The organism is Candidatus Nitrosopumilus sp. (assembly GCF_965263415.1).
In the GTDB taxonomy this organism is placed as follows: domain Archaea; phylum Thermoproteota; class Nitrososphaeria; order Nitrososphaerales; family Nitrosopumilaceae; genus Nitrosopumilus.
This window is the reverse complement of sequence record NZ_OZ253671.1, coordinates 20,455-35,274: the sequence shown is the minus strand read 5'-3', so window position 1 is coordinate 35,274 and position 14,820 is coordinate 20,455. Positions and strand designations below refer to the sequence as shown.

At 35.2% G+C, this 14,820-nt stretch carries 21 protein-coding genes; 14 read left to right on the top strand and 7 right to left on the bottom strand.

What is annotated here, in order from left to right:
- Nucleotides 1-3 precede the first annotated feature (3 nt).
- Genes rpsI through ACQY22_RS00715 form a run of 4 tightly spaced genes read right to left on the bottom strand, consistent with a single transcriptional unit; the run spans nt 4 to nt 1,963 of the window.
- The gene (rpsI, locus tag ACQY22_RS00730) at nt 4-453 is read right to left on the bottom strand and encodes a 30S ribosomal protein S9 (RefSeq protein WP_428324662.1); all 450 of its coding nucleotides are present in this window, start codon (nt 451-453) and stop codon (nt 4-6) included.
- On the bottom strand, nt 450-914 hold the full coding sequence (gene rplM, locus ACQY22_RS00725) for a 50S ribosomal protein L13 (protein WP_428324661.1): 465 nt from the start codon (nt 912-914) through the stop codon (nt 450-452). The genes rpsI and rplM overlap by 4 nt, the downstream gene beginning before the upstream one ends.
- Nucleotides 907-1,254: a 50S ribosomal protein L18e gene (locus tag ACQY22_RS00720; RefSeq protein ID WP_012214810.1), complete on the bottom strand. Its 348-nt coding sequence runs from the start codon at nt 1,252-1,254 to the stop codon at nt 907-909. Before ACQY22_RS00720 ends, rplM begins: the two co-directional genes overlap by 8 nt.
- A 43-nt stretch (nt 1,255-1,297) precedes the next feature.
- Nucleotides 1,298-1,963 (bottom strand): DNA-directed RNA polymerase subunit D, encoded by a 666-nt coding sequence (locus ACQY22_RS00715; RefSeq protein ID WP_428324660.1) that lies wholly within the window; start codon nt 1,961-1,963, stop codon nt 1,298-1,300.
- Nucleotides 1,964-2,043: 80 nt separating this feature from the next.
- On the opposite strand from ACQY22_RS00715, the gene ACQY22_RS00710 reads away from it, so the two are divergent.
- From ACQY22_RS00710 to ACQY22_RS00665, 10 genes are all read left to right on the top strand, one after another.
- Nucleotides 2,044-2,397: a DUF6659 family protein gene (locus ACQY22_RS00710; protein ID WP_428324659.1), complete on the top strand. Its 354-nt coding sequence runs from the start codon at nt 2,044-2,046 to the stop codon at nt 2,395-2,397.
- 103 nt (nt 2,398-2,500) lie between these two features.
- Nucleotides 2,501-3,187, top strand: coding sequence for a ribosome assembly factor SBDS (locus ACQY22_RS00705; RefSeq protein ID WP_428324658.1), 687 nt, complete (start codon nt 2,501-2,503; stop codon nt 3,185-3,187).
- Complete coding sequence (gene rrp4 / locus ACQY22_RS00700; protein WP_428324657.1) at nt 3,187-3,867, top strand: exosome complex RNA-binding protein Rrp4; 681 nt, start codon at nt 3,187-3,189, stop codon at nt 3,865-3,867. Before ACQY22_RS00705 ends, rrp4 begins: the two co-directional genes overlap by 1 nt.
- Complete coding sequence (gene rrp41, locus ACQY22_RS00695; protein ID WP_428324656.1) at nt 3,867-4,601, top strand: exosome complex exonuclease Rrp41; 735 nt, start codon at nt 3,867-3,869, stop codon at nt 4,599-4,601. Before rrp4 ends, rrp41 begins: the two co-directional genes overlap by 1 nt.
- 2 nt (nt 4,602-4,603) lie before the next feature.
- Nucleotides 4,604-5,422, top strand: coding sequence for an exosome complex protein Rrp42 (gene rrp42, locus ACQY22_RS00690; RefSeq protein ID WP_428324655.1), 819 nt, complete (start codon nt 4,604-4,606; stop codon nt 5,420-5,422).
- A gap of 1 nt (nt 5,423) precedes the next feature.
- Nucleotides 5,424-5,636: a 50S ribosomal protein L37 gene (locus ACQY22_RS00685; protein WP_428324654.1), complete on the top strand. Its 213-nt coding sequence runs from the start codon at nt 5,424-5,426 to the stop codon at nt 5,634-5,636.
- Complete coding sequence (locus tag ACQY22_RS00680) at nt 5,620-5,865, top strand: KEOPS complex subunit Pcc1 (RefSeq protein ID WP_428324653.1); 246 nt, start codon at nt 5,620-5,622, stop codon at nt 5,863-5,865. Before ACQY22_RS00685 ends, ACQY22_RS00680 begins: the two co-directional genes overlap by 17 nt.
- Nucleotides 5,866-5,888: 23 nt before the next feature.
- On the top strand, nt 5,889-6,278 hold the full coding sequence (locus ACQY22_RS00675) for a prefoldin subunit beta (protein WP_428324652.1): 390 nt from the start codon (nt 5,889-5,891) through the stop codon (nt 6,276-6,278).
- A 53-nt stretch (nt 6,279-6,331) separates the two neighbouring features.
- Nucleotides 6,332-7,018 carry an ERCC4 domain-containing protein gene (locus ACQY22_RS00670; RefSeq protein ID WP_428324651.1) on the top strand — a complete coding sequence of 229 codons (687 nt, stop codon included), beginning with the start codon at nt 6,332-6,334 and terminating at the stop codon, nt 7,016-7,018.
- The gene (locus ACQY22_RS00665; protein ID WP_428324650.1) at nt 7,008-7,502 is read left to right on the top strand and encodes a tetratricopeptide repeat protein; all 495 of its coding nucleotides are present in this window, start codon (nt 7,008-7,010) and stop codon (nt 7,500-7,502) included. Before ACQY22_RS00670 ends, ACQY22_RS00665 begins: the two co-directional genes overlap by 11 nt.
- A gap of 10 nt (nt 7,503-7,512) precedes the next feature.
- On the opposite strand, the gene ACQY22_RS00660 is transcribed toward ACQY22_RS00665, so the two are convergent.
- Entirely contained in the window at nt 7,513-7,992 is a 480-nt protein-coding gene (locus tag ACQY22_RS00660; RefSeq protein WP_428324649.1) for an NOB1 family endonuclease, read from the bottom strand.
- Complete coding sequence (locus ACQY22_RS00655) at nt 7,982-8,797, bottom strand: NAD(+)/NADH kinase (RefSeq protein WP_428324648.1); 816 nt, start codon at nt 8,795-8,797, stop codon at nt 7,982-7,984. The genes ACQY22_RS00660 and ACQY22_RS00655 overlap by 11 nt, the downstream gene beginning before the upstream one ends.
- A gap of 82 nt (nt 8,798-8,879) precedes the next feature.
- Between ACQY22_RS00655 and ACQY22_RS00650 the strand changes: the two genes are divergently transcribed.
- Genes ACQY22_RS00650 through ACQY22_RS00635 form a run of 4 tightly spaced genes read left to right on the top strand, consistent with a single transcriptional unit; the run spans nt 8,880 to nt 13,141 of the window.
- The gene (locus ACQY22_RS00650; protein WP_428324647.1) at nt 8,880-9,725 is read left to right on the top strand and encodes a sulfurtransferase; all 846 of its coding nucleotides are present in this window, start codon (nt 8,880-8,882) and stop codon (nt 9,723-9,725) included.
- 1 nt (nt 9,726) lies between these two features.
- Nucleotides 9,727-10,035: a hypothetical protein gene (locus tag ACQY22_RS00645; RefSeq protein ID WP_428324646.1), complete on the top strand. Its 309-nt coding sequence runs from the start codon at nt 9,727-9,729 to the stop codon at nt 10,033-10,035.
- Between the two features lie 36 nt (nt 10,036-10,071).
- Complete coding sequence (locus ACQY22_RS00640; RefSeq protein WP_428324645.1) at nt 10,072-11,019, top strand: 4Fe-4S dicluster domain-containing protein; 948 nt, start codon at nt 10,072-10,074, stop codon at nt 11,017-11,019.
- A gap of 55 nt (nt 11,020-11,074) precedes the next feature.
- Nucleotides 11,075-13,141, top strand: a complete 2,067-nt coding sequence (locus ACQY22_RS00635; protein ID WP_428324644.1) for a glycosyltransferase — start codon at nt 11,075-11,077, stop codon at nt 13,139-13,141.
- Here ACQY22_RS00635 and ACQY22_RS00630 read toward each other — a convergent pair.
- Entirely contained in the window at nt 13,138-14,655 is a 1,518-nt protein-coding gene (locus tag ACQY22_RS00630) for a chemotaxis protein (RefSeq protein ID WP_428324643.1), read from the bottom strand. The genes ACQY22_RS00635 and ACQY22_RS00630 overlap by 4 nt on opposite strands.
- Nucleotides 14,656-14,820 lie beyond the last annotated feature (165 nt).

The following is a 14,820-nucleotide window of genomic DNA, read 5'->3' as shown; positions in this document are numbered from 1 at the left end:
AGTCTAACGGTATGATTTTTGCTTTCTTCTTCTTGCGCCAGGTCCACCAAACTTCTTTGGTTCTTTTCTTCTGGCATCACCGCTGATTAGGTATTTGTCATAATCTGTGATTCTTTTTCTAAGGTCTTCTCTGGTTGATTTTGGGAATGGATGATCTTTTGGGTCTTTCTTTGATTTGGTCCATCCTGTTAGTGCTCTAGAGATTGCAGTTGCAACAGCACTTGCTTGTCCCATGAAACCTCCGCCTCTTACTCTAACAGATATGTCAATTTTATCTCTCAATTCACCAGTGATTTCAAGTGGTGCTAAAATTACTTCACGAGCAGTTTCTTGTGGAATCATTTCAACTGGTACGTTGTTAATTCTAACTTTACCTTGTCCTTTAGTAATGTAAACATGTGCACTAGATGTCTTTCTAGTTGCAAAATATATTTCAGTTTTTGGTGTTGTCATTCAGTCCACCCTATTACTCTGCAAAGTTCTCCCATTGTGGTATAGTTTGATGGAGTTTTTTTAATTTTTGCTTTCTCGAATTGAACCTTTTCAAGTGATTTTAATTCTTTTGGAGAACCAATGTATGCTCTTAGTCTTTTTATTGATTCTTTACCTGATGGTTTTCTGTCGTATGGTAACATTTGACGAATCATTTTTGTGATGATTGTATCTGGTCTTCTATAGTGCACAGGTCCGTGTTTTGGATTAATGATGCTGTTAATTTCTAAAAATTCTCTATACTCTTTAATCAAATTTGATCTATTTCCACTGTACATGATTTTCTCACAGTTAACAATTGACACTCTATGTCCTTGTTTTAGTAATTTTGCAACATTTGATGATAATCTGCCAGCAATGTGATTGGTTGCATCAACTACAATTGGTCTGTCGGTTCTGACAACTATCTCTTGATTAGCCAAGTAATACTACTCCTTTTCCAGTTGGGTTTTGCTCAATTAGTTCTGAATAACTGATTAGTTTTCCACCATTTTCAATAATTTTGGTTGCTGCAGAGTTTGAAATTGAAAATGAACATAATGTGATTTTATGAGGTACATTGCCTGTTCCAAGAACTTTTCCTGGGAATACGACAGTATCGTTTTCTTTAGTTAGTTTAGCGATTTTATTCAAGTTGATGTCTCTTCTGGCAATAGATGGTTTTAGTGCATATTCAGCTAGTTTTGCCCAAATTGGAGCATCGTTTTTAGCTGATGCAGACTTTAGATCCTTTGCCATGCGTATAACTACTTGATTAGTCATGTGAATAATGCGGTTTAAAACCCAAATATAACGTATATGCTTTCTATTCGCTGATTTGGTTGATTGTATCTTTGAATTCACCCAATCTGTGACCTACTTCTTCTACTCCTGACAAGATAATTTGCTCAGGATTAAGTGCGCCAGTTGATTCAACAGTAAGAATTCTCTCATCGTCCTTGTCTGTCTCAGTTAACATTGAAACATTTGCAGAATTCCACTTTGCATGTTCTGTACCACGTCCAAGTCTTGCATAGCACTCAATTTTGATTCTTTGACCTGGTGCAAGTTCTACAATTGGAATTTTATCTGATATTGGAGTGATTGAATCATCTTCAGATGATAATTCATTTGATAGAACTGTTCTTGTAACATCTGAATCTCCAGAATCTAAAACTAACATTACCTTACAATTTGAACATCCTGTCTCACTTTGACATTCACACTTTGATGGCTCGTTAAATCTACTCAAGTCTGTTTTAAGTGGTATGAGACCTAATCTGTGTGCTAAACCCTCATCTGGTAAAACTGATGAATTTTCAATAATGTCAACTGTATCAACTGCAAAGACTGGGACACCATTGAGGCAAACACGTCTTAGAGCATTTGCATATTGTAATGGTACGCCTTTGAGCTTTAAAGCTATTTTTTGATTATCTTTACTAATTACTTCTAATGATGACAAATCTTGATGAAAATCTTCAAAGTCCACATAAAAATCTAGCTAGTTTTGTGTATGGACTACGTCCATTTTGAGATAATGCTTAAGTCCGATTTTCTTCTAGATGTCCCATGGATTTTGAAAAACTATATTCTGATATTTTGAATCTAGATCCTTCAATCAGATATGCCGCAATCCAAAATAACACTGGTGTCAAGATTGCTGGTGGTTTTAGATCTGAGGTTACTCCGATTCTAAGTGATGAAGAATTACAGATGATGCACTATTATGCCTCCCAAAGATGGCAGACTAGAAAAAACATTGAACACAAAATCGGTCCTGCAAAATATGCACTAGCTGAATACGACAAAATCAAACGAGTCACATTTCCAGTTGATGAAAAACATCTTTTGATGATTACTACTGAAATTGATGCTGATCACACTGGTATCATCAAAAAAATACTTGAACTAATTCGTAATTAGAGAATTTTTCTTTTGAATTGATGTTGTGATGTGGTTGTAATGATTTCTACACAATTTGCAGTGTGTAGAGATAAATACCAAATTATCATACATCAAAATAGAAATGGCCGATGTAACAGTTGCAAGATTCTCTTTTGAAGGAGAGAAATTTGAGATATTAGTAAAACCTGATCCAGCACTAGAGTACAAGCTTGGAAAGAAAAAAGATATTTCTGCAATTTTAGTTTCTGAAGACATCTATACTGATTCAGGAAAGGGTACAAAACCTTCCACTGAAAAACTACTCAAAGCTTTCAAAACTGAAGATCAAACTGAAATTGCTCAAATAATTATGCAAAAAGGTGATCTAAATCTTACAACTGATCAAAGACGAAAAATGATTGAAGACAAGAGAAAACAAATTGTCGCATATATTGCAAAGACGTATGTCGATCCTAAAACTCACTTGCCTCACCCACCTTTGAGAATTGAGCAAGCAATGAAAGATGGAAGAGTTTCAGTTGATCCTCAAAAAAATGTAGAAGAACAAGTAAAGGATATTGTAGATAAACTTCGTTCAATAATTGCTCTAAAGTCTGAGAATTTGCAATTGGAGATTATCATCCCTGCACAATATGCTTCACAATCGTATGCTGTTCTAAAGTCAGTAGGTTCTCTGAAAAAAGAAGAATGGCAAAATAATGGTTCTCTAAAAGCAATACTTGAAATACCCGCTGCAGCAAGGCCAAACGTGATAGACAGATTAGGTTCTATAACCAAAGGTTCTGCTTCAGTTGAGGTAATGCAATAATGGCAGATAAGAGAAAATATGTTATTCCTGGCGATGTTGTAACCACAGGACCTTTTAGACCTGAACAAAATGTGGTACTTGATGGAAATAAGATAGTTTCAACTACTATTGGTATTTCTGAAATTTATGATGACTCTGTTCGTGTAATTCCATTAACTGGAAAATATATTCCAAAAATTAATGATCTTGTAATTGGTAAAGTCAATTCCCATACATCCTTGTCTTGGGAATTGGACATCAATTCCTGTTATGTTGGATTTTTGCCAGCACAAGATGTCTTTGGACGTGATTTTTCTGCTCATGCTGATGAACTTGCAACTAAACTCCGAACAGGAGATCTAGTTGCTGCAAGAATTGCAAACTTTGATAGAACAAGGGATCCACTCGTTTCAATATCTGATAGAGATTTGGGAAAGATTGACTCAGGAGTTCTTATGGAAATCTCTCCAAGCAAAGTTCCACGCCTAATTGGAAAGAAAGGTAGCATGATTCAGATGATTGAAGAGGCTACTGACGCTGCAATTACAATTGGTCAAAATGGTTGGGTTGTAGTTTCCTGTGAATCCCCAGAGGGATTATTAAAGGCTAAAAAAGCAATTCAAATGGTTAATGAGCAAGCACATGTTGCAAATTTGACTGATCAAGTGAAAGAAATGTTAGACAAAAAAGGTGAATCATAATGGGTGGACGAGAAGCAACAATGGTCCTTATGGACGAAAACGGAAAACGTTGTGATGGACGTACAGTTGATGAACCACGTCGAATTATGATTAAAGCTGGTGGACTCAAAAATGCAGATGGTTCATCTTACATTGAATTTGGTGATAATAAAATTCTAGTTGGAGTTTTTGGTCCAAGAGACGTTCATCCAAAACACATGTCTGATACTGACACTGGAATTTTGAGAGTTAGATATCACATGGAACCATTCTCTGTTGGTGAGAGAAAGAATCCTGCACCCTCAAGAAGAGAGATCGAAATTTCCAAAGTAATCAAAGAAGCCTTAGAACCTGCAGTTATGTTAGAAAAATTCCCAAGAACTGCAGTTGATGTATTTATCGAAGTTTTACAAGCAGACGGCGGAACTAGATGTGCTGCACTTACTGCAGCATCTGTTGCATTAGCTGATGCAGGAATCCCAATGAGAGATATGGTTGCAGCAATTGCTGCAGGTAAAGTTGCAGATACTGTAATTCTTGATGTAAACAATGAAGAAGACCAAGCAGGTCAAGCAGACATGCCAATTGGTTACATGCCAAATCTTGAAAAAATTACACTATTACAATTAGACGGTGTTCTTACTCCTGAAGAATACAAAAAATGTGTTCAAGTTGGAGTTGATGGATGCAAACTAGTTTATGAATTACAAAAGAAAGCACTCAACGACAAATACTTTGGAAACAAGGGAGATTAGAAATGGCATCTCATACAGTTATTGACGAATTAAAGAGAAACCAAATTCTTGAATTGTTGGAACAAGGAAAAAGAGTAGATGGCAGAGCTCTTGATGAAACAAGAGAAGTTTCTATTGAAACCAATGCAATTCCAAAAGCAAATGGTTCTGCAAGAGTTCGATTAGGTGACACCGAAGTTGTATGTGGTGTAAAAATTCAACCAGACAGACCTTTCCCAGACACTGGTGACAAAGGACTTTTCATTTGTACTGCTGAACTATTACCATTATCTCATCCTACAGTTGAAACAGGACCTCCAGGACCTGAAGTAATTGAATTGGCTAGGGTTGTTGATAGGGGAATCAGAGAAAGTCATATGATTGATGTTTCTCAATTAGTTATTGAAAAAGACAAATCTGTAATTGGTGTCTTTGCAGACAATGTTGTTGTTGATTATGATGGTAACCTCTTTGATGCATGCTCTTATGCTGCAACTGCTGCATTACTTTCATCAAAAAGTCCAAAATGGAACTGGGTTGATGAAGCACCTACACTAGCTGAAGGCGAAGACGTTGATGTCCCAATCACTACAATCCCTGTATCTGTAACTATGGCCAAAATTGGAAATCACATCATAGTTGATCCTAACGGTGATGAATGGGCAAGCATGGATGCAAGAATTACAATTACTAGTGATTCTGATGGAAACATTTGTGCCTTGCAAAAAGGTGGAAATGATGGATTCACACAAGATGAAATCGTACAATGTGGTGAAATCTCAGTCAGAGTAGGCGCAAAAATAAGAGAAAAATTAAAAGCAGCTCAGCAAGGAGGTCAGTAAAATGGCAAAGGGTAAGAAATCACTCAAAGGTCTTGGCGCAAGATACGGAATTAAAATTAGAAAACAGTATACCAAAATTCATCTTCAACTAAAAGAAAAAAGAGCATGCCCTGAATGTGGTTCTAAAACATTTAGTAGAGATGCAGTAGGAATTTGGTCCTGCAAAAAATGCAGCTTCAAAATAGCTGGAACCGCATATGACGTTAAAGTTTAGTGCAAAAATTATAGTTGATGCAAAAGACAATACAAAAGCAATTTTTGATTCTGTAAATACTGATAATGAATTTTATCCTGAAAATCCTGTAAAGACTGAAATCAAACTAGACAAAAAAATGATAATTTCTGTAGAATCTGAACACCTTCCTCATTTGAGGGCTAATCTTAACTCCACTTTGAGATTAATTCAAGCAAGTAATGAGACTATAGAATCGGTAAAGATATAATGAAACAAAAATTGTGATAAATCATGTCAGCAGGACAAATGCCACCATGGCTTCAAGAACAATTAATGAAACTACAACAGTCTCAACAAAACCTCCAATCCATAATGACTCAAAAACAACATCTTGAGATGGAAAAGGCAGAGACTGAAAAGGCCCTTGAAGAGTTAAAGAAAGTTGGTGATGCTGATGCAGTTTACAAGCAAGCAGGAACTGTCTTGTTAAAATCAACTAAAAAAGAACTAGTTGATGAATTAGAAGAAAAACAAGAAATGGCAAAAACACGTGCCACGGTACTTGAAAAACAAGAAACACGTGTTAAAGAAACTCTCAAAGAACAAGAAGCAAAGATCACTGAAATGATGAAGAGTGGTTCTGAGGCACCAAAACCAGAAGAAGACAATCCTAGAAAATAATCTCAAAAACCATTTTCATATAAGATATTAACAATTCAATCCAACCATTATTTGTGAAATTAGAAAATCTCAGAATTATTGTAGATGAACGAGAACGTAAAAGTGGAATTCCTGACTTACTAAAATCAGTTGGCCTTAATCTTGAGATGAAAACTCTTCCAATTGGTGATTACATTGTTGCACCTGAAACCATTGTAGAGCGAAAAAGTATTCGTGATTTGATGGCATCAGTATTTGATGGTAGATTATTTGATCAATGCACTAGACTAAAGGAGCATTTTGAAAATCCTGTTGTACTAATGGAAGGAAATGTAGATGAAATTGAAGAGATTACAGAAAACCCTTTGATATTTTATGGTGCAATTTCTACTGTTGTTCTTGATTTTAAAATTCCAGTGATTCCTACCCCTAGTGCAGCACATACTGCTAAATTGTTGGTATCAATGTGTTCAAGAAAAGATGCTCCAAAAGGGCCTTATCTTAAAAAAATAAAAAAATCCTCTGATTTAGAGCGACAACAACTATCCTCTCTTTGCAGTTTGCCTGGAATTGGAGAAAAATTTGCAATAAGGATGCTCGAAAAGTTTGGGACTCCTCTCAAAGTATTTACAGCAACTACTGCAGAACTGGCAAAAGTTGAAGGTCTAGGGGATGCAAGAGCCAAAAAAATCAAAAAAGTTCTTGATACAAAAAGCAAACATCTCAAAAAATCAAATCAAAAAACTCTACATGATGACTGAAACAATCGAATCTTTACTAAATAGTGGTCAAACATTGATGAATTTGGGAAATCCAAAAGATGCACTTGAAATTTATAACAAAATTCTTGCACAGAATCCAAAACACATTGTAGCATTACTAAAGAAGGGACATATCTTGGGGCAATTGGCTCGATATGGAGATGCAATTATTCAATACGATAATGTTCTTTCTCAAGAAAAAAATCTTTTGGCATTACTTAACAAAGGATTGGCTCATCACTATTTGGGACAAGTTGATGTTGCTCTAGATTGTTATGAAAAAGTCTTGAAAGAAAAACCAAACAACCCCACTACTCTTTACAACAAAGCATCTTCTTTGATAAAATCTGGAAGAATTTTAGAAGGAATACAGATTTTATCCAAAGTTATAACATTAGATTTTTCATTCAAGGAAAAAGCAAAATTTGACATTGAATTTGAAGGGATTAGAACACTTAACGAATTCAAAAAAATCATAACTTGATGTATGAATGCTAGTCTTTGAGTAATTTTCTTTTCAGTGGTGTTGCACACATTGGACATTCTTTTCCTGATTCATGATTTGTCCTGCATCCTGGGCAATAATGTACCCATCTTCCAACGTCTTTGATCCCCTGAGTCATTATTGGTGAAATTTTCAAGCCCAGATTTCTTGCAACATTGGAAATGGCAAAATCATCACTGATTATCTCCCCATCCAATTCAATACCTAATGCAATGATTGACAAATCTTGCTTTGATAACTGTGGATAATCTCCAGTATTTTTTGCTGCATCTATTGCAGCTCTTGTAGCATCAGCGTCAGGCTCTCTGATTTTTAGTCTGTTTGTTTCAAGTAATGTTCCTAATGCGTCATGATTTTTCTTTATGTGTTTGATTTCATCATAGACTAGTGATGTTGTATAGCAATCATTAGATGATCTAAATGGAACACCTGCATAAAATGCACTAGCGTCTAAAATTCTAAAATCCAAGTTTACTCATTTGTCTTAAACCGCGTTTTTTCAATCTAATAAACACGGCAGGTTTTTTGTATTTTTTAATTGTTATTGGTTCCTCAAATCCTGCAGTCTTTACAACTTGTGCATCCATTACAATGTTGCAATCATGAGAACTGATAATCTCAATCTTTTCATCAGGTACCACAATTGATTCTAATCTATACACTGGTGCAACTGGAGTAATTATCAATACATCCAAACTCTCATGCAAAATTGGTCCTCCTAATGAAAACGAATGACCTGTTGAACCACTTGGTGTTGCAACAATCACTCCATCCATTTTTTGTTTTACCGTATCATTTTGGAATTTGATTTCGATTTCAGCAGTTTTTGTCAAGTTTGCCCTGTTGATAAAAATCTCATTTAGTGCTGGTGGAAACTCTTTTCCTCCACAAGATGCAATTACTCTGGTTCTCTTGTCTAAGAAAAATTTGTCTTTTTGAATTTGATTTAAAGCATCATCTATTTCTTCAATTGTAATTTCAGCTAAAATTCCTCTGTTTCCTCCTACATTTATTGTCAAAATTGGAGTTTCATTTTCTAAATTCCTAAAAACTCGTAGTGTTGTTCCATCTCCACCTAAAGTAACTACCAAATCTAACTTTACTTTCTTTAACTCCTCAAGGGTTTCAATCTGTTTTGCACCCTCAACTTGAATTGGTAATATTGTGTATACTCTGGATTTTTTTGCCAATAATTTTTTTGCAACATCAGTTGCGGCTTTTTCGGATTCTTTATTTCCTACTTTACTCACCACTGCAACATTTTGTAGTTTCAAGCAGTTTTCTAGAAATGGCATTTACTTAAAAATGATATTTTTTGGAAAAACAATTAATTATGAAAACAATTGCGATAAACTCATGAGTTACGCACATCCTGAAGTATTAGTTGATACGGAATGGGTTTCACAAAATCCCCCAAACGAAAATAGAAAATTAGTTGAAGTCGACTATGATCCTGTAAACGGATATCAAAAAGGTCACATTAGTGGTGCCAGTCTTATCTGGTGGAAACGTGACATTAATGATCCAGTTACAAGAGACATTATCTCCAAAAAACAATTTGAAGAGTTAATGACAAAAAATGGAATTACAAAAGATACTGAAGTAGTTCTTTATGGTGACTTTAACAATTGGTTTGCAGCATTTGTTTTCTGGGTTTTCAAAATCTACGGACACGAAAATCTAAAGATTATGAATGGTGGAAGAAAAAAGTGGGAATTAGAAAATAGAGATTATACAACTGATGAACCTCAATTTGGATCAGTTACATATGATGCACAACCTCCAGATGAGGGACTACGTGCATATCTATTTGATGTAAGTCGTGCACTTGGAAAAGAAGATACTGTGATGGTTGATGTTAGATCTCCAGCTGAGTTTTCAGGAGAGATTACTGCACCTCCAGAGTATCCAATGGAACATGCACAAAGAGGTGGACACATTCCTGACGCAAATAATATTCCATGGGCAACTGCCGTCAACGATGCTGATGGAACTTTCAAAACAGTTGATGAACTAAAGCAAAACTATGAACCAAAAGGAGTTACACCTGACAAAGATGTAATTTGTTATTGTAGAATTGGTGAACGTTCTTCACACAGTTGGTTTGTTCTAAAGTACTTACTTGGATATCCAAAGGTTCGAAACTATGATGGTTCTTGGACTGAATGGGGAAACATGATAGGAAATCCTGTGGAAAAATAAAATGTTACTAGACCTCCCTGTTTTAAAAAAGGGATCTTTTTATTTTATCAAAGATTCTGACACCGATCTTGTTATGGAAGACAAGACAAAAAGAGGACTTACTGTAAAAGAGACATCTATTGATGAAAAACTGAATGTTAAGGCTGACAAAGGCATGATTCACGATATGGATGGCATTGGTCATTGGGTTCCAATTAGATGGTATTTTCCAAAGGATTCGTACGATCTTGATGTAGTTACTGTACATGCTGAAGCAATGGAAAAAAAATACACAGAACTACGTGAACTCACATGTCCTGATGATGACTGATAACCTTTTTAAATAAAATCGACTCACAAACCTCAGATGTCCTTACTTCTCAAAGATCGAGTTTGGTCAATGGAAGCCCCTACTGCAAAACGTGGTGTCTATCCATTACATGGATTCAAACTTGGATTGTACAGATTACCAATTAATCTTGAAGATCCTAATGAGATAAAGTCAGTTCATGACGGCCTCAAAAAAGCATTTGAGATGGATAAATATGCTGATAGAGTTTTTGCAACCTATCGTTGGACAGAACAAAACATGGATGATCCTGATGCCAAAGGATACGAAGAAGTCGAACTATCAGTTACAGTTGAAATTGTTACTGGCGAAGTTGTAGATATCATTTATCAGATTTTCCCAATTGAAAAATTTGGTGATCCTAATTGGGTTAAGGATTATAGAAAGAAAGCAGACCATTTTGCAAAAATGGTAATTGATACTATTTTACGTAATACAATCTTGGCAGACAAGATGATTTCTTATTTTGCAAAGGCTGATAAAATTTCTGAAGTTGCAGCAATTCAAAAACTTGAAGATCTTACTCCCTTGGCAAAGATTGTTCTTGGTGCAAAACCAAAACCGGTTGAAGCTACTGAAGATGCAGAAGAAGAAGATGAAGGTGACATTGAAATTCCAGATGGTGCAAAACCCGGACCAATTGATGTTGATTACAAACAAAAAATGAAAGCATCCTCTCCTTTTGAGGCAGCAGAACATACAATCAAAACTTGGGGTAGAAAAGGCACCAGTAATGGAATCATGGGTGTTTGGGGAGAGTTTGTATCTGTAGATTATGATATTTGTGTAGCTGATGGTGGATGTATTGAAGCATGCCCAGTAGGTGTCTATGAGTGGTTTGATTCTCCAGGAAATCCTGCATCTGACAAGAAACCACTAATGTCAAAAGAACCTGATTGTATTTTCTGTCTTGCATGTGAAGGTGTTTGTCCACCACAAGCAATCAAGATCTTCGAACAAAAATAGCGCAAAATTTATTGCAAGTATAAATAGCGAGTAGTGATTCTCAGAGCTAGGGAACATGGCAATCAACCCTTTCACTGCATTTGTATTTGATCTGTTTATTCTATCTGCTATAATCATCACTGCATATACTTGCAATTTTTACTATCTTGCATTTCTTTCAAGAAAAAGAAAAGACCATTTACAAACTGCTGATTTGGGAACTCCCTCAATTACAATTCAACTACCAATATACAATGAAAAGTATGTAGCAAAAAGATTGGTAGACTCTGTATGTAATATGGACTATCCTCAAGACAAAATGAGAATAATGGTATTGGATGACTCTGATGATGATACTGTTGACCTTTTAGCAGATACTGTTGATGACTATCGGAAGAAAGGTTTTCAAATTGAACATGTACGCCGCGGAACTAGAAAAGGGTACAAGGCTGGTGCACTAAAGTATGCAATGCAGACCACTGACACAGAACTCGTGGCAATCTTTGATGCTGATTTTATTCCTCCAGAGTGGTTCTTGAAACGTGCTATTCCTCACTTTTCAAAATCAAATATTGGCCTTGTACAATGCCGTTGGGGTCATGTAAATGAAAATTATTCTGCAATTACTCAAGCTCAAGCACTCAGTCTGGATTTTCATTTTCTAATTGAACAAAAAGCAAAGAGTAACTCCCATTTGTTTATGAACTTTAATGGTACTGCTGGAATTTGGAAACGTGATTGTATTGAAGATGCTGGTGGTTGGCATACTGCAACATTGGTAGAAGATCTTGATCTTAGTTACAGAGCTCAAATGAAAGGTTGGAAATGTGTTTTCTTGCCTGATGTTGTAGTTGATGCAGAGTTACCTGTTCAAATGAATGCTGCAAAGAGACAACAATTCCGTTGGGCAAAAGGCTCCATCCAATGTGCATTAAAACTACTTACTGATATCACAATAAAAAGAAAAATTGCAATTGAAGCAAAAATTCAAGCCTTCATTCAACTTACTCGTCATATTGTTTACCCATTAATGCTGATTCAATTCCTATCATTACCGATTCTGTTAGCAGCAAATGTCAATCTTTATGTGATTAGTTTTCTTCCTGCATTAACAATTGCAACATATCTTGCAATGGGTCCTGGTGCATACATCATGATTATGCAAAGCATGTATCACAAGTCGTGGAAATCAAAAGCAAAGATACTCCCTACATTGTTGGTCTATAATGCTGGAATGTCAGTTAACAACACTGTAGCTGTATTTGATGCAGTTCTTGGAAAAAAGAATGAGTTTCTTAGAACTCCAAAATATGGAGTTCTCAAGAAAAAAGATGACTGGAAAGATAATGCATACAATTTACCCTTCTCTCAAGTAACTCTTCTTGAACTATTCTTTGGAGTGTATGGAATTTTAGGAATCTTTATCTCAATATTTTCAAACAATCCTATATTTGCACCAATTATTGCATTACAAGCAATAGGATTTTTCTATATTGCATACCTGAGTCTCTCACACACTCGATTTAAAAGAAATAAATCAAGTACTTCTAGAATTAGAACCAAGAAAGAGAAAATGGCTAATCTAGTTTACAAGCTCTCCATGGTGGGTATTGCTGCAATCATAGTCTTTGGTGGCTCTATGGCTATCTATGGCTATAGTACTGATATCTATCCACTTGATAGAATGAGAGGAAATCTAGATGGAATTATTGGCTCATCTGATCCTGTTGCAATAAAGGCACACCTGTTAGCAATTCAAACTGATTTGACTGTCGTGATGGAGAATTTACCTGAAACAACAAATGCTAATGGTGATGTTATTTCTAAAAATCCTGTTTGGATGTTCCCAACTGAATCTACAAACTTCCTTAGAATTGAAAATGCTGTAGAAACAATGACTGCAAGTATTGAAAAAATTTCTACAGTTCCAAAGGATAGTTCTGCATATCATACCGGAATGCTTGATATCAACAGTAGAGCAGTTTCATTGCAAACTGACATTATGGATGCAACCCCATACATGTATGTCAGTATTCAAAATATTGCATTTAGTACTATTTGGATTGCTGCAATATTGGGAATCTTTGCTGCACTAAAAAGAAAGAAAGATCAACTAAAAGAAGTCGACGACGTTGGAGTCTAAGAAATATTTAGATCTTTTCTGATTTCATCAACAGCTCTTATTCCATAAATGTCTCTAATTTGCTGAATTCTAACTGCTTCTTTTAACAAATCTCGTCCTATTGCGTTTGTTAAAATTGAATATACATCACTGAATCTAATCTCCCACTTGTCTGCACAATCAAGAATTTTGCTTACTGCCCATTGTCTTACTTCGTGCGGTAATGGAATTTTTTCTCCTGATTCTATTGAAATTCTATCAAATAGATTTACAATGTCTGCAGTTTGAGCTGCCATTTTTTCAAGATCTTTTACCTCTCCGTATTTTGACTCTGCATTCATTCTGATGTTTGATTGATATTCTGAAAGTTTTAGCAAAGCCATCATTTCTTTTGATGAATCATCTGATGCTTTGTTTGTGACATTTCTAACTGACTGCATCTCTTCAAACAATTTTTCAGTCTTTTTATGAAATTCTGCAGTTGACGCATCTTGTCTTTTAATGATATCTGATGCTGAGGAAATTTTTTGTTCAATGCTATTTGTTTTATCAAAGACATTTTGTTTGAATTCTGACAGATCCTCTTGAACTGATTTGAGACCTTCGCCCACAAATGCAGTTGAATCTGCTCTGTGTGATAGCGCCCCTATCTCAGTTTCAATTTTGTCAATCTTACCTGATAGTTCTTTTATTGATTCTAGGCTCACATTATCAACTGAATTTGCCTTTGAAGATACTGTTTCAAATTGTTGTTTTAGACCCTCAATTACCCCTCCAAGTGAATCAATCTTTGCTGCTTTAGACGAAATTGCATCAATTGTTATCTTTATTGCTTCTAATTCTGAATTAAGATTGGAATTATCTGAAACTCCATCAGTAATCTTTGAAAGCTCTTGTTTTAGACTCTCAATTATTTGTGCACCTGTCTCAAGTTTTGCCGTTTTACCTGAAATCTCTTCAATACTGTTTTTTAGTTTGTCCATCTCTGAACCAACTTCTAAGAATGAGTCTGTTTTACCTGAAACTTTTCTTAAATCGTCTCTTACTTCATCAATTCTTTGTGCAATCTTGATTATCATTTGTGAATTGTTTCTAATTGAATTCATACTGTCTTCTACTTGTTGGGAAATTTCTTGAGATTTTGACAGCTTTTGCTCTTCTGAAATCCTACTGATCTCTTCTTGTAATTTTGCAGTTTGATTGTTAATCTTAGTTACCAAATTTGATTGTGTTCTTACTTGATTTAACCCTGCGTATAGCTTTTGTGTGTCATCTTCAATTAAGTTAAGCTGTTTTGATTGTTTTTGAATGTGCTCTAATGCTGATGTTAATGAATCGATCATACCTTTCATGGAAACTAGAACTTTTTGATTTTCTCCAAAAATCTTTGACATTACTTTGATCTCTTTTTGTAATGCCTTGTTAGAATCTGATACTGATGCTACTTTTTTTAGTAATACTGATGGACTAGGCTCTCTTTTTGTAACTTTTTTTGTTTTATTGGTAGTTTTTTTCTTTGCAGTCTTTGTAGCCATATCAATTAAGTTAAAAATTAACGATAAAAAAGTTAGGTCTAAAATAAAAAATGTAAAGAGTTACTTGTTTACAACTTCTGGCTCATGAAGTAACTCATGAAAGGTCTTTTCAGCAAGACCATTTGCTGTTTCAATAAAACCTCTTGTACAATATTCACATTGAAT